Consider the following 12,900-nt stretch of genomic DNA (forward strand, 5'->3'; position numbering starts at 1 on the left):
CATGGCAGTCCTGGTCGATGGCAACGAGCTCGTTCTGACGGGCACGGTCGGTGCCTATTGGTTCGAAGACGGCTTCACCGCCGCGGAGGTGTCGGGCGCGCTGGCTCGGCTCGGCCGCGAGACCGATATCGTCGCTCGCTTGAACTCCGGCGGCGGCATCGCCACGGAAGGCACGGCGATCCACGCTGCTTTCGCGGCCCATAAGGGCAAGGTCGATATCGTCGTCGAGGGCATCGCTGCCTCCGCGGCCTCCATCATCGCCATGGCCGGCGACAGCATCACCATGGCGCTCGGCGCCGTGATGATGATCCACGACGCCTCGACCATCGCATTCGGCGATGCCGGCGAGCTGCAGAAGCGCCTCGGCGAACTCGACGCAATCAGCGGCTCGATGGCGTCGATCTACGCAGATCGGACCGGAAAGCCCGCTGCCGAGATGCGCGACCTGATGAAGGCGGAGACCTGGTTCACGGCTGAAGATGCCGTCGAAGCCGGCTTCGCCGACGCGGTCGGCGGCGCGGCCGCGGCTGAGCGCTCCGAGCCCTCCGCCTTCGCCTATCGCAGCTATGCCCATGCGCCGGCCCCGGTTCTCGCCCTGGCCGATGCGCGGGGCTGGACCGTCAACAAGCTCCTCGCGGCGTCCGCCGCCCCCATCGCTCAGACCAGGGAGAAACCCATGAGCGCCACCCCGAAGGCGGACGACAAGCCCGCCGATCTCGACAAGATCCGTGCCGATGCCGCTGCTGATGCGGTGAAGGCGGACCGCGACCGCCGCAGCGCCATCATGGCCCTGGATGAAGCGAAAGGCCGCGAGGCCCTCGCCGATCATCTCTACCTGACCGGCGCGACGGTTGATGCAGCCAAGGCCGCTCTCGCGGTTGCTCCGAAGGCCGCCGCGGCCGCGCCGGATCATGACTATGACGCCGAGCGTGCACGGGCCTCGGGGCTCGCCCAGCCCGGCGCTGCTCATGACAAGTCCCGCCGGGCTGGCGTCTCCGCTCATTCGATCTACGCGGCGCGCCGCACCGCTCACAAAGGGGCCTGACGATGGCGTTCGATACCAAGACGATGGGTCCGCGTGACCTTTCCTTCATTCTTTCGGAGGCCGGCCCGATCTCGCGCGACGCCGTGACGATCCTGTCCGGCTCCGGCGTGCTGAAGCCGGGCGCCGTGCTCGGCAAGGTGACGGCCTCCGGCAAGTTCAAGCCGGTCACGGCCGCGGCGGAAGACCCTGCCACCGGTGCCGATCTGGCTGTCGCGGTGCTGGCCTACGGCGTCGATGCGACTGCAGCCGATGTCAAGGCCGTCGTCGTGGCCCGCCTCGCCGAGGTGAAGACCTCGATGTTGGTCTGGGGCAATGATTTCGACAACGACGCCAAGAAGAAGGCTGCGATCGCCGAACTCGCCGCCGCCAACATCATCGCTCGCTAAGGAGAGCCTCATGCCCGCGATCAATATCTGGGACAATGAGGGCTTCTCCCTCGAAAGCCTGACTGCCGCCGTCAATCGGGAGCCGTACCGCCCGGGGCAGGTCTCCGCCAGCGGCATCTTCGAGGAGGACGGCGTTACCACGACCGTCGTGTCGATCGAGGAGCGCGAGGGCAAGCTGGCTCTGGTCGAGCCGTCTCCGCGCGGTGGTTCTGGCGAGACGACCGGCGATGACAACCGCTCGCGCCGGCCCTTCGAAGTCGACCACTACCAGCGCGACGACAGCGTGAAGGCCGACGAGGTGCAGAATGTGCGCGCCTTCGGCAGCGAGGACCGGCTGGAGACGGTGCAGGAGCGTGTCGAGGGCAAGGCCCAGCGCCACGCTGCTGACCTCACCATGACGCTCGAGCATCAGCGTGTCGGCGCGATCAAGGGCATCGTCACGGCGAAATCCGGTACGGTGCTTCACAACCTCTACACCCGCTTCGGCATCGCCGAGCCGGCGGCGGTCTCGCTCGAGCTCGACAGTGACGCCACTCTGGTCGGCTCGGTCTGGCAGGATGTGGTCTACGGGATCGAGGACGCCCTCGACGAGCCCTATAGCGGTATCCACGTCTATACCGGCCGCTCGCTGCACAAGATGATGTGGCAGCACAAGAGTGTCCGCGAGACCTTCGTGTTCCAGGACGCTCAGGTGCTGCGCCAGGATGTGCCGGACGTCTTCGAGTTCGGCGGCGCGACCTGGGAGCGCTACAAGACCGGCGCGAAGGCGACGGCCGACCTCGGATCGCCCTATATCGCGCACAACGAGGCGCGCGTGGTGGTCAAGGGTGTCCCCGAGCTCTTCATCACCCGTTTCGCGCCGGCGGACTACGAAGAGACGGTCAACACGGTCGGCTTGCCGTTCTACGCCAAGCAGTGGCCGCGGGGGGATGGCAAGGGTCGTCACCTCCAGGTGCAGATGAACGCGATCTCGCTCTGCACGCGGCCGGGCGTGCTGCGCAAGCTGACGCTGACCTGACCATGGCGCTCTGGCCCGATCGCCTGGCGCGGGTCCGCGCCAGCGTCGATCGGGAGCTGGCGGACCTGATCAGCGCGCGCCCGCGGCGCGTGTCGCAATATGGCGGCGCGTCGCCCGATCCCGATCGGGCGGCTTTCGATCTGGCCGGCGTGCTTCTCGTCGGGGAGGGCGGCCAGTCCGACCTCGCCGGCGGCAACACTGGCACCTGGCTTGCTCGCATTCCGGTTGGCGAGGCCGAACTGCAGGTCGATCCTCTTGTGCACCCCAAGGCGCAGAACCTGCGCAAGGGCGACCTGATCGTCGCCGTCCAGCGCGGCGGCGCGGTCTACGAGATCGCCCGCGTCGATCCGCCCCGTCGCAATCGCATCGTGTTGAGGCTCGCGGCCCAATGAGCTTGTCCCGCCTTGCCATCCGTCTCGCGACGGTGAAGGCGCTTGCCGGCCGCACCATGGCCGGCGGCGCCGTCAGCGACAGCCAGGTGTCCGCAATCGACGTCGCCGCGGCCGAGCACAAGCACCCGTTCATCGCCGTCTATTCCGATGACGGCGAAGCCTCGGGTGTCGGCCGCGACATCAGCGGGAACGGCGCGTTCTCGCTGGCGGTCGAAATCGGCGTGACCAGCAAGATGCGCTATCGCCTTGACAGCGGCGAGGACGAGGTCGTCGACGCGCTGGTTCCGACCGACGCGCTGATGGAGATGACGCTCGACCTGATCGCGCGCCAGATCGTCATTGCGCTTGCCGACCCGACCAATGACTGGGCGAATCTCTGGCGTCGTCTCGTACCGAAGGTCGGGCGGGTCCGGACACGGCGGGGTGCCTCGGCCGACAAGCTGCTGCGCTTTGCCGGTCGGCAGATGGAAATCGAGGTCCACCCGCTTGGCGATCCGCCCTTTGGCAAGCCGCCGGCCGGCGTCTGGTCGGACCTGCTGGACGCGATCGAGCAGGATACCGATCCCGAATTCCGCAAACTGGCGGCCGTGATCCGGTCGTCCATCGTCGGCGATCCGCAGCCGCCCTCCTGGCGCATCGAGCAGGCGCAGCTGGCGCTGACGGGCGGCGAGGCCGTCGCCTTGCAGATAACGCCGGCCGAAGGCCTCGGAGATGCTGATGTCGACCTCGGCGAAGTGGTTCTGACCGAAGGATCTGGCGGATGAGCGATATCCCCGACGACCTGCCCGGGCAGATCCGCTGGATCGCGGATCAGCTCGCCGACCAGAAGCGCCGCGACCGCAACCGCAAGCGCACCGGCACCATCGTCGAGGTCGACAACGCGAAGGGGCTGGCGCGCGTCGAGTTCTCGGACCGCGACGGGCGGAAATTCATCGGCCCGCCGATGCCGTGGGGCGAGATCGCGGCTGGCGAGACAAAGACGCATATCGCGCCTTCGCTCAACCAGCAGGTGACGGTGATTTCAGAGTCTGGCGATCTCGCGGATGGGGAGATTTCCATGTCCGTCCCCTCCAACGCCAATCCCCGGCCGCATGACGGGCCGGAGATGGTCATCACGCGCGGCCAGGTGCGGTTGTTCATCTCCGGCGACACGCTGACGATCGATGCACCAACCATCGCCCTCAGCGGGCAATCGATCAGCTGCCGCGCCCAGTCGATCAGCTATGAGGCGTCGAGCGGCGAACTCGCATGAGCAAGCCGATCGTACGGCTCGGCGACACGTCGAGCCATGGCGGCGCGGTCACCTCGGCCGCCTCGCGCTGGAACTGTGTCGGCATCGCGATCGCACGCCGCGGCGATGCGTTCGTCTGCCCGATCCACGGATCGCAAACGATCGCGTCGGGCTCCGGCAAATACCAGTGCGAGGGCGCGCCGATCGCACGCCAGGGCGACACCATCACCTGCGGCGCTTCGCTCGTCTCCAGCCAGTCGAAATGGACCTGTGCCTGATGCCCGATGGAAACGGCCTCGACCGCCGCACCTTGAAGCGCATCTCGGGCTGGGCTCATGTCCAGCAGTCGATCGAGGTCATCCTGACCACGCCGCTGGGATCGCGCGTGATGCGTCGCGATTTCGGGTCGGCCTTGTTCGACCTGATCGACGCCAAGATGACGCAGCGCCGCGTGCTGGCGCTCTATGCCGCCGCAGCTATCGCCATCGCGCGATGGGAGCCCAGATTCCGGCTCACCCGCTGCTCGATGTTCACGGGTGACGGTCGCCTGGTCAGGCTCGGCCCGACGGGCAAGATCTCGATCGAGCTCCATGGAAACTATTATCCGCGCGGCCATCTCGGCGATTTCAGCATCGTCGAGGATGCCACCGTGCGCGTCGTGAGGCCGTCATGACGACGCATTCCGTGATCGACCTGTCGCGCGTCCCGGCGCCCGACGCCATCGAGGCGCTGGACTTCGAGACGCTGCTTGCCCAGTTCAAGGCGCGCTTCCTCGCCTGGTGGGAGATCGAGCGCGAGCGCGATCCGACGCTGCCGGCCTACGATGTCCCGGATCTCGAAACCGATCCCGTCATCATCGTCGGCCAGGCGTGGTCCTATCTTAGGCTGCTCGACCGGCAACGCGTCAATGACGGCGTCCGGGCGGTGTTCGCTCCGTTGGCGCGCGGAAACGACCTCGACGTCGTCGCGGCGCGCCAGAACGTCCAGCGCCTCGAGATTTCCGCGGGCGTCTTCGAAAGCGATGCGCAGCTGCTGAACCGCTACCTGCTCTCGTTTGGGCGGGCATCGGCCGGGAGCGCGGACAGGCTCCTTTTCGATGCCTATACCGCCTGGCCGGCGATGCTCGACGCACGGGTGAACGGCTGGGCCGTCCATGGGCGCCGCGGCGAAATCGATCTCGTGATCGCCGGCCCCGGTGGTCCGACGCCACCTGACAAGATCGCGCTGGTCCGCGCCGCGGTGACGGCGGCGAGCGCCAAGCCGGAGGCGATCGGCGTCTTCGTTCTGGCCGCGACCGTCCGGCCCTATTCCGTCGAGCAGACGCTGCGCGTGCCGGTCGGTCCGGATGCGGAGCTTGTCCGGCTGGAAGCCGTCGCGCGGGTCCGCTCCGTCGCCGACGCCCGGGCCTCGATCGGTGCGACGGTGCAGCGGGACCATCTCGCGGGGGCGGCGTTCGGTCCTTCCATCGTCTCGGCGGCGCATCTCGCCCCGACCGCGGATGTCGTGTGCAGCGCATACGAGATCCCGATCTGCAGCAACATCGACACAGCCGTTGAGGTCGCCTCCTGATGCCTGTCCCGCCGCTCGAAGGGGCAGCGAGCCCCGGCGAGCGGGCTTTGCTGCATGCGATGACGGATGCCTTGCCCGTCCCCATCCGGCAGGCTGTCAGCCCGCCGGACACGCCGGTCGCGTTCCTGCCATTCCTGGCGGTCCATAACGGGGTCCGGCTGTGGTTCGGGGACTGGAGCGTGGCCCGCAAGCGCGCCATCACGGCCGAATGGTCGGAGCTCGCGGACCTGATCGGTACCCGGCCGGGCCTGGTCGCACTGCTGGCCTATGTCGATGCGACGCTCGTCTCGACGATGGCGCACCCCCGGCGTTTCGTCATCGGTCGCTCGACGCTCGACCGCGAGCCGCTCAATTTCCCGGCTTTCCGGGCGCGCTACCTGATCAAGGTCAAGCTGAAGCGGCACAAGCGCGCTTTCGTCATCGGCCGCAGCGCGCTCGACCGCGGCGCCTTCACCGGCGTCGACGGCGAGCCGATTCGCCGGGCCCGGATCGCGGCCACCGTCGCGAAGGGACCGGCCACCCAATACCTCGCCACCTTCCAGTGGCGCCGGCGCCCCACCTTCGGCGACGCGATCGGCTTCGCCTCCGGCCACCATTTCGGCGACTTTCTCGACCGAGCGAGCCTCTAGGAGAGACCATGACCCGACGCGTCCTCTTTAACGAGGCCGAATTCGGCAAAAGCGAGGATCTGACCGATATCGGCCGCTTCGCGCAGGCCGCAATGGACAACCTCGTGGCCGACGCCATCGGCTATCCCGCGCACTGGAGCGGCTTCACCGCGAGCCAGCAGTCCTCACAGATCGTGCGGCTCACGCCAGGCCGCTACTACACCGGCGAGATGGTGTACGAGGCACTCGACGAGACCGATATCAACCTGCTCGTCTCGATCCCGCTCGCCTCGTCGGATCAGCGCTGGGTCGCGATCATCCTGCGCGGCTCTGTCGAGGAAGAGATGGCCCTGCGCTATCTGGAAACCTCGACCGATGTCGAGACCTCCGAGCCGGTCCAGTTCACCGTGCCGAAGGTCGCAGCTCGCAAGGTCGGCTTCACGCGCCAGCTCGGCGAGGCCTCGCCGGCGCCGGCCGCGCGCCCGGTCATCGCCGAGAGCGATGCCGTCGTCGCCTGGGTGCTGCTGGGTTCGGCGGGCATTCTCGCCATCGAGCCGGGCGAGCCGTCGCGGGTAAAGTCGCTCTACGAGGTCGAGGGACGCGTCTCAGACCTCGAGGACGACGTGACGGGCATCTCGACCCGCACGACGGCCATCGAAACCGACATCGTCAACATCGCCGCTCGGCTGCGCGATATTCCGCGCCCCGCCATCATGAGGCAGATCCAGCGTAACCTCGGCCAGCTCAACCGCGAGATCGTGTTGCCCGAGGAAGCGCGGGCCCATGTCTTCGATTCCTTCCTGACCTGGGACATCTGGGACCCCACACATGCCGCCTGGCGCGGCCGCGTGCGTGAGGGTGGCCGGGTTCCCTATACCAGCGAGAGCATCTCGCAATTGACGCTGGCGACGGCGGACGATCCGGCGGTGATGATCCGCAACGGTCGCATGATCCCGGCCTTCGACGAGATCGTCAGGATCGCCAACGAGGGGCACGACGCCGCCCTCAACATCAGCCAGCTCACCCACACCGTCGTCACGGCGACCCGTCACGAGGTCGCGCGCTCGCGGGTCGCGTGGGGCACCGCGCAGCTGGTCTGCACCAACACCCAGTACTGGGCGAACCAGCTGGCAGGCGTGCAGATCGGCCAGATGTTCACGCTCGACGGCGAGACCTTCCTCCTCGAAGGTTCGAACGGGCTCGTGCACTACTCCGGCCAGGATATGTATCGCCATATCCGCCGCGCGATCGTGGAGGAGTGGAGCGAGGTCTGGTGGACCTATGAGAACACCGAGGTCGGGCTCAACGGGTCGGTCTATGCGCAGAGCTTCCTCAACGCGCAGCCCTTCATCGCCACCGCGATCGAGCTCGATTTCGAGAAGGTTGGCGCAACCGGCGACGTGACGGTGATGCTCTGCACCTGCAGCGCCATAGGCGCGCCGGATTTCGGCCAGGTGATCGCCCATGTCACGAAGGCCCGCGACGCTCTGGTCGTCGGCTGGAACGAGTTCGTCATCGATTACACGCTGCTCGAAGCCGGCAAGCGCTACGCCATCGTCACGGTCACGACCGGCAACCACTCGATCTGGTGCACCGGCGCCAACAAGTTCACGGGCGGCACCCGGTTCGCCTGTACCGACGGGGTGTTCCAGCAGGGTGATCTCTCGGCCGACTTCGCCTTCCGGGTGCGTGGTGCCCGGATGCGCCAGCCGCGAACCGAGATCGCGTTCGATCCGGTCGCTCTCGCCGGCGGCATGACGGATGTCGAGATGGTCATGAAGTCCTGGGCGCCGGGCGGGACGGCGCTGGAGTGGCAGTTCCGGCCGAGCGGTCAGCCGAACTGGTATCCGATCGAGGACGACTATCCCGGCGGCGGCCATCCGCTGGCGAGCCTGCCGGCCCTGATCGAGCTCAAGCTCGTCATGCTCGGCACCGCCGACCTCGCACCGATGGTGGTGGTGGACAACAAGCTCAAGTGTCGCGTCGGACGTAACTCCGACGAGGCCGTCCTTGTCAGCAAGGTCGTCAATTTCGGGCTCTCGGCGACGCAGATCGTCACACAATACCTGCTCGACGCCTTCGACGACACGATCCACGACTTCACGCCGCAGGTCATCGTCGGCGCGACCACCTATCCGGCGACGGCCACCACGGTCTCGATCGACGTGGACGATCCGAAACGACGCTTCGTCGAAAGCACCTTCACCGTGCCGCCGACGACCAGCGCTCGCATGGCGCCGAAAATCGAGACCGACAACGTCGTCGACGTTCCCTTTGTGAACAACGCGATGATCATCGCGACCTGAGGTCTGCTCATGCCGAAAGCCACGCCTCCGGCGGCCGCGCCGCCCTATGACCCGAGCCTCATCTACGACGTCCGGCTCAACCAGATCGTGCGGGTCGGCGCGCTCAGGCTGTTGCCGCGCAATCAACACAGCCTGAGCGGCGCGGTGCTCAACGCGCTCGTCGCCGAGCATGGCCAGGAGATCGTCGATGCCGCCGCTCCCCGCGAATGATTATGCGGTCGAGGCGACCGACGAACTGACGCCGGCACTGTGGAATGCGGTCTTCGCCTCGATCGCGGCACGGCTGGCAGCGCGCGAGGCACTGGAGGCGACCTTCCAAGCTTTGATCACGGAAGGGACGCAAGCCGCGCTTGACGTCATCAGTCAGAATGTCGCCCCGCAGCTCGAAAACCTGCTCGAGTCTGTGGCTGACCTGCGTCAACAGGTTGAAGAGGTGATCGGCGACGGCAACGCGCCGAACGCCCTGAAGCTCGGCGGCGAGCTGCCGGAATTCTATCTGGCGCTGGCCAACGCGACCGGGACGCTTCCTTACAACAAGGTTGTCGGAATAGACGCGGCCATTGCGGCGGCGGTTGCGGCTGGCGTTGCAGGGCTGGTCAATTCGGCGCCGGGCGCTCTCGACACGATCGGCGAGCTCGCCGCAGCACTCTTGAACGATCCGAACGCGATTTCGGGCATTCTGACGGCTCTCGGCAACCGCCTGCGCTTCGATGCTGCGCAGGCGCTGACCGGGCCTCAGCTTGCTCAGGTGCTCGCCAACCTTGGCAGCAACGCGGACGGTCGTGACATCTTCAAGAATGCCAGCGCTTTCGGAGCGACCTGGGCCAAGTTGGCGAACGCTGATGCTGCGCGCGCCGCGCTCGGTCTCGGCTACGAATTCATCGGCTATCAAAAGCTGCCGGCTGCCGCCGCGTCGATCAATTTCGTTACTAACGTAGGTAACTACGTTAATCTTCGTGCGGTCGGAAAAATTATCTCTGTTACTGGCGGAGGCGCCCCTTGTTTCCGACTGAGTAAAGATGCAGGCGCTAGCTGGCTTTCCGGTGCAACTGATTATTTTGGGCAGGTTGGATACTTCGCAGGTGGCGGATACGCTGCGGGTACTGTGTCTCAGAGTTATAGCATTATGAGCGGGGCCGCCATCTCAGCGGGATTTCCAACTAAAATTAGTCTTGAGCTTACTGGCGTCAACGAAAATGGACCTACACATCACGATGGCCGGAGCACCTGGAATAACAACGGAGGGGCGGTAATCCTCGACTTCCATGGCGGACAGACCAACAGTGCCGGCGCGAATGCAGTCCATAATGGCATTCAATTCTTTTCGAACGTGGGTCAGCTCGCAGCCGGAAGTTACATCTTTCTGTACGGTCAAAGGACTCCCCCATGAAAAGCATGATCGACGGCGAGATGGTCATTATCCCGGCCGAGCAGGTCGCGGCGTTTACCGAACTGTGGGCGACGCCTTCCGTCGTACCGATCCCCAACATCACCCGCCGGCAGCTTCGGCTCTGGCTTGTGCGGCAGGGGATCGCGCTCGCAGATGTCGAGGCGGCGATCGGCTCACTGCCGGCACCGGTCCGAGCTGAAGCGCAGATCGAATGGGCCGATGCATCGGCCTATGAGAGGAGCAATCCTCTAATCGGCAGCATTGGTGCCGCGATCGGACTTTCGCCGGAGCAGATCGACGACGGCTTTCGAGATGCCGCGACCTACTGAATTCCCACCGCCGCGCACGCGGCGCGCCATCGCTCACCCCGCCACCAGGCGCCCCATCCGGGCGCCTTTTTCTTTGCCCGAAGGAGCGCCTGAATGGCCGACCTGTCCTATTTCCATGGCGTCAATCTCGATGAGAGCCCGGATACGCCGAGCGTCCTGCGGCTCAAGAACCACGGCGTCACCTTCCTGAACGGTCATGCCGACGATGCCGACCCGGCTGCTTTCCCGATCAATCGCCCGACGCTGGTCACCTCGCTGAAGCAGGGCGTGGCGCTCGGTGCCGCCGGCTCGCTGCTGCGCGACCTGCGCACGATCCTCGAGGAGGGCGGATCCTATGTCGTCGTCAACCGGGTCGAATATTCGGCCACGCCGGCGACGCTCGCGGCGAACCTGATCGGCGATCCCGTCGAGCGCACCGGTCTCTATGCGTTCCACCGCGTTAAGGCCCTCACCGGCTACCAGCCGCGCGTGATCGTGACCGAGGGCGACACCGGCAGCTGGATCGCCGACGGCGTGGTTTCGGTCGCGCTCTCCGGCAACGGCCTGAACCTGACCGAGGCGCCCGTCGTCACCGCCACGGGCGGCGGCTCGGCCGCCGGCAAGGTGCTGCCCACGCTGGAGGCGGTGATGGGGACGGGCTCGGCCGCGGGCACCGTCGCCAGCGTGCGCGTGCTGACGCCCGGCAAGGGCATGACCGTGGCCCCGACCATCGCCTTCTCCGGCGGCGGCTCCGACGCCGGCAAGGTTCTGCCGGCCGGCGTGACCAATCTCGGAGATGTCGGCAACGCCTTCGTCTCGGCCCTGCGCACCATCTGCCATGCCGATGGCGCCCGGGCGCGGGCCTATATCCACGGCCCGAACACCACGAATTCTGACGCGGTCCGCTTCCGCAACACCATCAATTCGGACCGCATCCTGGTGATCGACCCGCTCGGCATCAAGAATGTCGACGACGTGCCGGTGATCGTGCCGTCGGCGCCGGTCTTCGCCGGCGTCCGCTCGCGCGTCGTCGCCTCGGCCGAGGGCGTCTCGGGTTCCGTGTCCAACAAGATGATCCGCACGCTCGACGGCGCTGCGCGGACGATCAATTACCCGCTCGATTCGAACTACCTGAACGAGCATCAGGTCAACACGATCATCAACGAGCGCGGCGGCCTTCGCACCTGGGGCTCGCGGCTCGCGGCCGAGAACATCCTCTGGCAGTTCGACAGTGTCCGCGCCACCGCAGACATGGTCAATGAGGCGCTGGAAGACCTCTACTTCCTCTATGTCGACCGCAAGTTCACGCGCGGCAACCTGAAGATGATGGTCGAGGACGGCAACGCCGCCCTGCGGGTCTTCACGCTGAGCGAGGACATCCTGGGCGGGCGGGTCTGGCTTTCGGATCTCAACGTCCCGTCGCTCAATGCGCAGGGCAAGGTCTTCCTGAACGTCGAGTTCGAGCCGGTCGGGCTGATGGAGCAGATCCACGTCACGACCCATCGCAACATCCTCTACTACCAGCTGCTGCTCGATAGCGTGCGCGGGGCCATCGAAACCGGCCCGCTCAGCCTCGCCGCCTGACCTCTCCTGTTCCAAATCGGCGCCCAGACGCGCTCCCGCCGCCCCCGCGCCGGCGGGCCTGCCCTCATTCGGAGCTCTGAATGTCCAATCTTCCGAAGTTCATCCTGCGCAACTGCACGCTCTGGGCCGATCGCCAGAGCAAGCTCGGCCAGATCGGCGATATCACCGTGCCGGTCCCGACCGACAAGCTGGAGGAGATGCGCAACAGCGGCATGATCAAGCCGCGCGAAGTCAAGATGGGCCTGGAGAAGACCGAGTTCTCCTTCAAGATGCCCGGCCTCGACCCGCAGGTGATCAAGCTGTTCGGGCTGCGCCCCGGCGTCGACACGCCCTTCATGGTGACGGGTGCGCTGGTCGACGAAGACGGCGTTGACCACTCCGCCGTCATGACCATCCGCGGCTTCATCAAGACGGCCAACGGCGGCACCTGGCAGCCCGGCGAGCGGGCCGAGAACGACTACGCCGTCGCCGTCCACTACTACAAGCTCGAGATCGACGGCGAGAACCTGCTTGAGGTCGACGATTTCGACATCAAGGTCGGCGGCGTTTCGCAATATGCCGGCCAGCGCGCCTCGATGCTGCTCTGACGCTCGACGCCTTCCTCCTTCCTCCGGAGATTTCCATGCCGAACACGACCGAGAATTTCGACCCTGTCATTGTGTCGCTGATCGTCCCGATTGAGCACGGTGGTACTTCCTATCCCGAACTCACCTTCCGCGAGGCCGAGCTCGGCGATCTCTGCGCCGCCGATGCGGTGTCCGGCGAGATGCAGAAGACCGCCGCCATTCTCGCCGGTATGGCCGGCGTGCCGATCCAGGCGATCCGCAAGCTCAAGGCGCGCGATCTTTCGGTGGTGACCGACAAGGTCGGGCATCTCATGGGAAACGAGAAGAAGCCGACGACTGGAGCAACATAGCCGCCGTCATCTCGCATGTCGGCAGCACGCCCCTGCCGCAGGTTTTGCGGATGAAGCCTCGCGAGGCGCTGCACTGGTTCGGCCGCTATGTCGAATTGCTGCGCCTGCCCCGTCCCGTAGTCATGGTGGCCTGATCCGATGGCGCAG

General features: G+C 66.2%; 17 protein-coding genes. All 17 read left to right on the forward strand.

Annotated features, from left to right (window positions below; all coding sequences use genetic code 11):
* Nucleotide 1: 1 nt before the first annotated feature.
* The 17 genes from WFK61_RS07570 (at nt 2) to WFK61_RS07650 (ending at nt 12,753) form a co-directional block, all read left to right on the forward strand.
* Nucleotides 2-1,045 (forward strand): head maturation protease, ClpP-related, encoded by a 1,044-nt coding sequence (locus WFK61_RS07570; protein ID WP_336810927.1) that lies wholly within the window; start codon nt 2-4, stop codon nt 1,043-1,045.
* A gap of 2 nt (nt 1,046-1,047) precedes the next feature.
* Nucleotides 1,048-1,431: a head decoration protein gene (locus WFK61_RS07575; RefSeq protein ID WP_336810928.1), complete on the forward strand. Its 384-nt coding sequence runs from the start codon at nt 1,048-1,050 to the stop codon at nt 1,429-1,431.
* Between the two features lie 10 nt (nt 1,432-1,441).
* The gene (locus WFK61_RS07580) at nt 1,442-2,449 is read left to right on the forward strand and encodes a major capsid protein (RefSeq protein WP_336810929.1); all 1,008 of its coding nucleotides are present in this window, start codon (nt 1,442-1,444) and stop codon (nt 2,447-2,449) included.
* A 2-nt stretch (nt 2,450-2,451) separates the two neighbouring features.
* Nucleotides 2,452-2,841: a hypothetical protein gene (locus WFK61_RS07585; protein WP_336810930.1), complete on the forward strand. Its 390-nt coding sequence runs from the start codon at nt 2,452-2,454 to the stop codon at nt 2,839-2,841.
* Nucleotides 2,838-3,605 carry a hypothetical protein gene (locus tag WFK61_RS07590; protein WP_336810931.1) on the forward strand — a complete coding sequence of 256 codons (768 nt, stop codon included), beginning with the start codon at nt 2,838-2,840 and terminating at the stop codon, nt 3,603-3,605. The genes WFK61_RS07585 and WFK61_RS07590 overlap by 4 nt, the downstream gene beginning before the upstream one ends.
* Entirely contained in the window at nt 3,602-4,093 is a 492-nt protein-coding gene (locus WFK61_RS07595; RefSeq protein ID WP_336810932.1) for a phage baseplate assembly protein V, read from the forward strand. The genes WFK61_RS07590 and WFK61_RS07595 overlap by 4 nt, the downstream gene beginning before the upstream one ends.
* Nucleotides 4,090-4,350, forward strand: a complete 261-nt coding sequence (locus tag WFK61_RS07600; RefSeq protein ID WP_336810933.1) for a PAAR domain-containing protein — start codon at nt 4,090-4,092, stop codon at nt 4,348-4,350. The genes WFK61_RS07595 and WFK61_RS07600 overlap by 4 nt, the downstream gene beginning before the upstream one ends.
* Nucleotides 4,350-4,745 (forward strand): GPW/gp25 family protein, encoded by a 396-nt coding sequence (locus WFK61_RS07605; protein ID WP_336810934.1) that lies wholly within the window; start codon nt 4,350-4,352, stop codon nt 4,743-4,745. Before WFK61_RS07600 ends, WFK61_RS07605 begins: the two co-directional genes overlap by 1 nt.
* A complete protein-coding gene (locus WFK61_RS07610; protein ID WP_336810935.1) occupies nt 4,742-5,641 on the forward strand; it encodes a baseplate J/gp47 family protein in 900 nt (299 codons plus the stop codon). The genes WFK61_RS07605 and WFK61_RS07610 overlap by 4 nt, the downstream gene beginning before the upstream one ends.
* Nucleotides 5,641-6,270 (forward strand): phage tail protein, encoded by a 630-nt coding sequence (locus WFK61_RS07615; RefSeq protein ID WP_336810936.1) that lies wholly within the window; start codon nt 5,641-5,643, stop codon nt 6,268-6,270. Before WFK61_RS07610 ends, WFK61_RS07615 begins: the two co-directional genes overlap by 1 nt.
* 8 nt (nt 6,271-6,278) lie before the next feature.
* On the forward strand, nt 6,279-8,555 hold the full coding sequence (locus WFK61_RS07620) for a hypothetical protein (protein WP_336810937.1): 2,277 nt from the start codon (nt 6,279-6,281) through the stop codon (nt 8,553-8,555).
* A gap of 9 nt (nt 8,556-8,564) precedes the next feature.
* Nucleotides 8,565-8,765 (forward strand): hypothetical protein, encoded by a 201-nt coding sequence (locus tag WFK61_RS07625; protein ID WP_336810938.1) that lies wholly within the window; start codon nt 8,565-8,567, stop codon nt 8,763-8,765.
* On the forward strand, nt 8,743-9,945 hold the full coding sequence (locus WFK61_RS07630) for a hypothetical protein (RefSeq protein ID WP_336810939.1): 1,203 nt from the start codon (nt 8,743-8,745) through the stop codon (nt 9,943-9,945). The genes WFK61_RS07625 and WFK61_RS07630 overlap by 23 nt, the downstream gene beginning before the upstream one ends.
* On the forward strand, nt 9,942-10,274 hold the full coding sequence (locus WFK61_RS07635; RefSeq protein ID WP_336810940.1) for a hypothetical protein: 333 nt from the start codon (nt 9,942-9,944) through the stop codon (nt 10,272-10,274). Before WFK61_RS07630 ends, WFK61_RS07635 begins: the two co-directional genes overlap by 4 nt.
* Nucleotides 10,275-10,367: 93 nt before the next feature.
* Nucleotides 10,368-11,837 (forward strand): phage tail sheath protein, encoded by a 1,470-nt coding sequence (locus WFK61_RS07640; RefSeq protein WP_336810941.1) that lies wholly within the window; start codon nt 10,368-10,370, stop codon nt 11,835-11,837.
* A gap of 80 nt (nt 11,838-11,917) precedes the next feature.
* Nucleotides 11,918-12,424 (forward strand): phage major tail tube protein, encoded by a 507-nt coding sequence (locus WFK61_RS07645; protein WP_336810942.1) that lies wholly within the window; start codon nt 11,918-11,920, stop codon nt 12,422-12,424.
* A gap of 35 nt (nt 12,425-12,459) precedes the next feature.
* Nucleotides 12,460-12,753, forward strand: a complete 294-nt coding sequence (locus tag WFK61_RS07650; RefSeq protein ID WP_336810943.1) for a phage tail assembly protein — start codon at nt 12,460-12,462, stop codon at nt 12,751-12,753.
* The last annotated feature ends 147 nt before the right edge of the window (nt 12,754-12,900 follow it).

The organism is Allobosea sp. MMO-172 (genome assembly GCF_037147855.1).
In the GTDB taxonomy this organism is placed as follows: Bacteria; Pseudomonadota; Alphaproteobacteria; order Rhizobiales; family Beijerinckiaceae; genus Allobosea.

Coding starts and splice junctions, on each gene's coding strand:
- WFK61_RS07630 (WP_336810939.1), top strand. CDS start 8,743: ATGCCGCCGCTCCCCGCGAATGATTATGCGGTCGAGGCGACCGACGAA.
- WFK61_RS07650 (WP_336810943.1), top strand. CDS start 12,460: ATGCCGAACACGACCGAGAATTTCGACCCTGTCATTGTGTCGCTGATC.
- WFK61_RS07640 (WP_336810941.1), top strand. CDS start 10,368: ATGGCCGACCTGTCCTATTTCCATGGCGTCAATCTCGATGAGAGCCCG.
- WFK61_RS07575 (WP_336810928.1), top strand. CDS start 1,048: ATGGCGTTCGATACCAAGACGATGGGTCCGCGTGACCTTTCCTTCATT.
- WFK61_RS07615 (WP_336810936.1), top strand. CDS start 5,641: ATGCCTGTCCCGCCGCTCGAAGGGGCAGCGAGCCCCGGCGAGCGGGCT.
- WFK61_RS07635 (WP_336810940.1), top strand. CDS start 9,942: ATGAAAAGCATGATCGACGGCGAGATGGTCATTATCCCGGCCGAGCAG.
- WFK61_RS07610 (WP_336810935.1), top strand. CDS start 4,742: ATGACGACGCATTCCGTGATCGACCTGTCGCGCGTCCCGGCGCCCGAC.
- WFK61_RS07595 (WP_336810932.1), top strand. CDS start 3,602: ATGAGCGATATCCCCGACGACCTGCCCGGGCAGATCCGCTGGATCGCG.
- WFK61_RS07605 (WP_336810934.1), top strand. CDS start 4,350: ATGCCCGATGGAAACGGCCTCGACCGCCGCACCTTGAAGCGCATCTCG.
- WFK61_RS07580 (WP_336810929.1), top strand. CDS start 1,442: ATGCCCGCGATCAATATCTGGGACAATGAGGGCTTCTCCCTCGAAAGC.
- WFK61_RS07570 (WP_336810927.1), top strand. CDS start 2: ATGGCAGTCCTGGTCGATGGCAACGAGCTCGTTCTGACGGGCACGGTC.
- WFK61_RS07590 (WP_336810931.1), top strand. CDS start 2,838: ATGAGCTTGTCCCGCCTTGCCATCCGTCTCGCGACGGTGAAGGCGCTT.
- WFK61_RS07625 (WP_336810938.1), top strand. CDS start 8,565: ATGCCGAAAGCCACGCCTCCGGCGGCCGCGCCGCCCTATGACCCGAGC.
- WFK61_RS07620 (WP_336810937.1), top strand. CDS start 6,279: ATGACCCGACGCGTCCTCTTTAACGAGGCCGAATTCGGCAAAAGCGAG.
- WFK61_RS07585 (WP_336810930.1), top strand. CDS start 2,452: ATGGCGCTCTGGCCCGATCGCCTGGCGCGGGTCCGCGCCAGCGTCGAT.
- WFK61_RS07600 (WP_336810933.1), top strand. CDS start 4,090: ATGAGCAAGCCGATCGTACGGCTCGGCGACACGTCGAGCCATGGCGGC.
- WFK61_RS07645 (WP_336810942.1), top strand. CDS start 11,918: ATGTCCAATCTTCCGAAGTTCATCCTGCGCAACTGCACGCTCTGGGCC.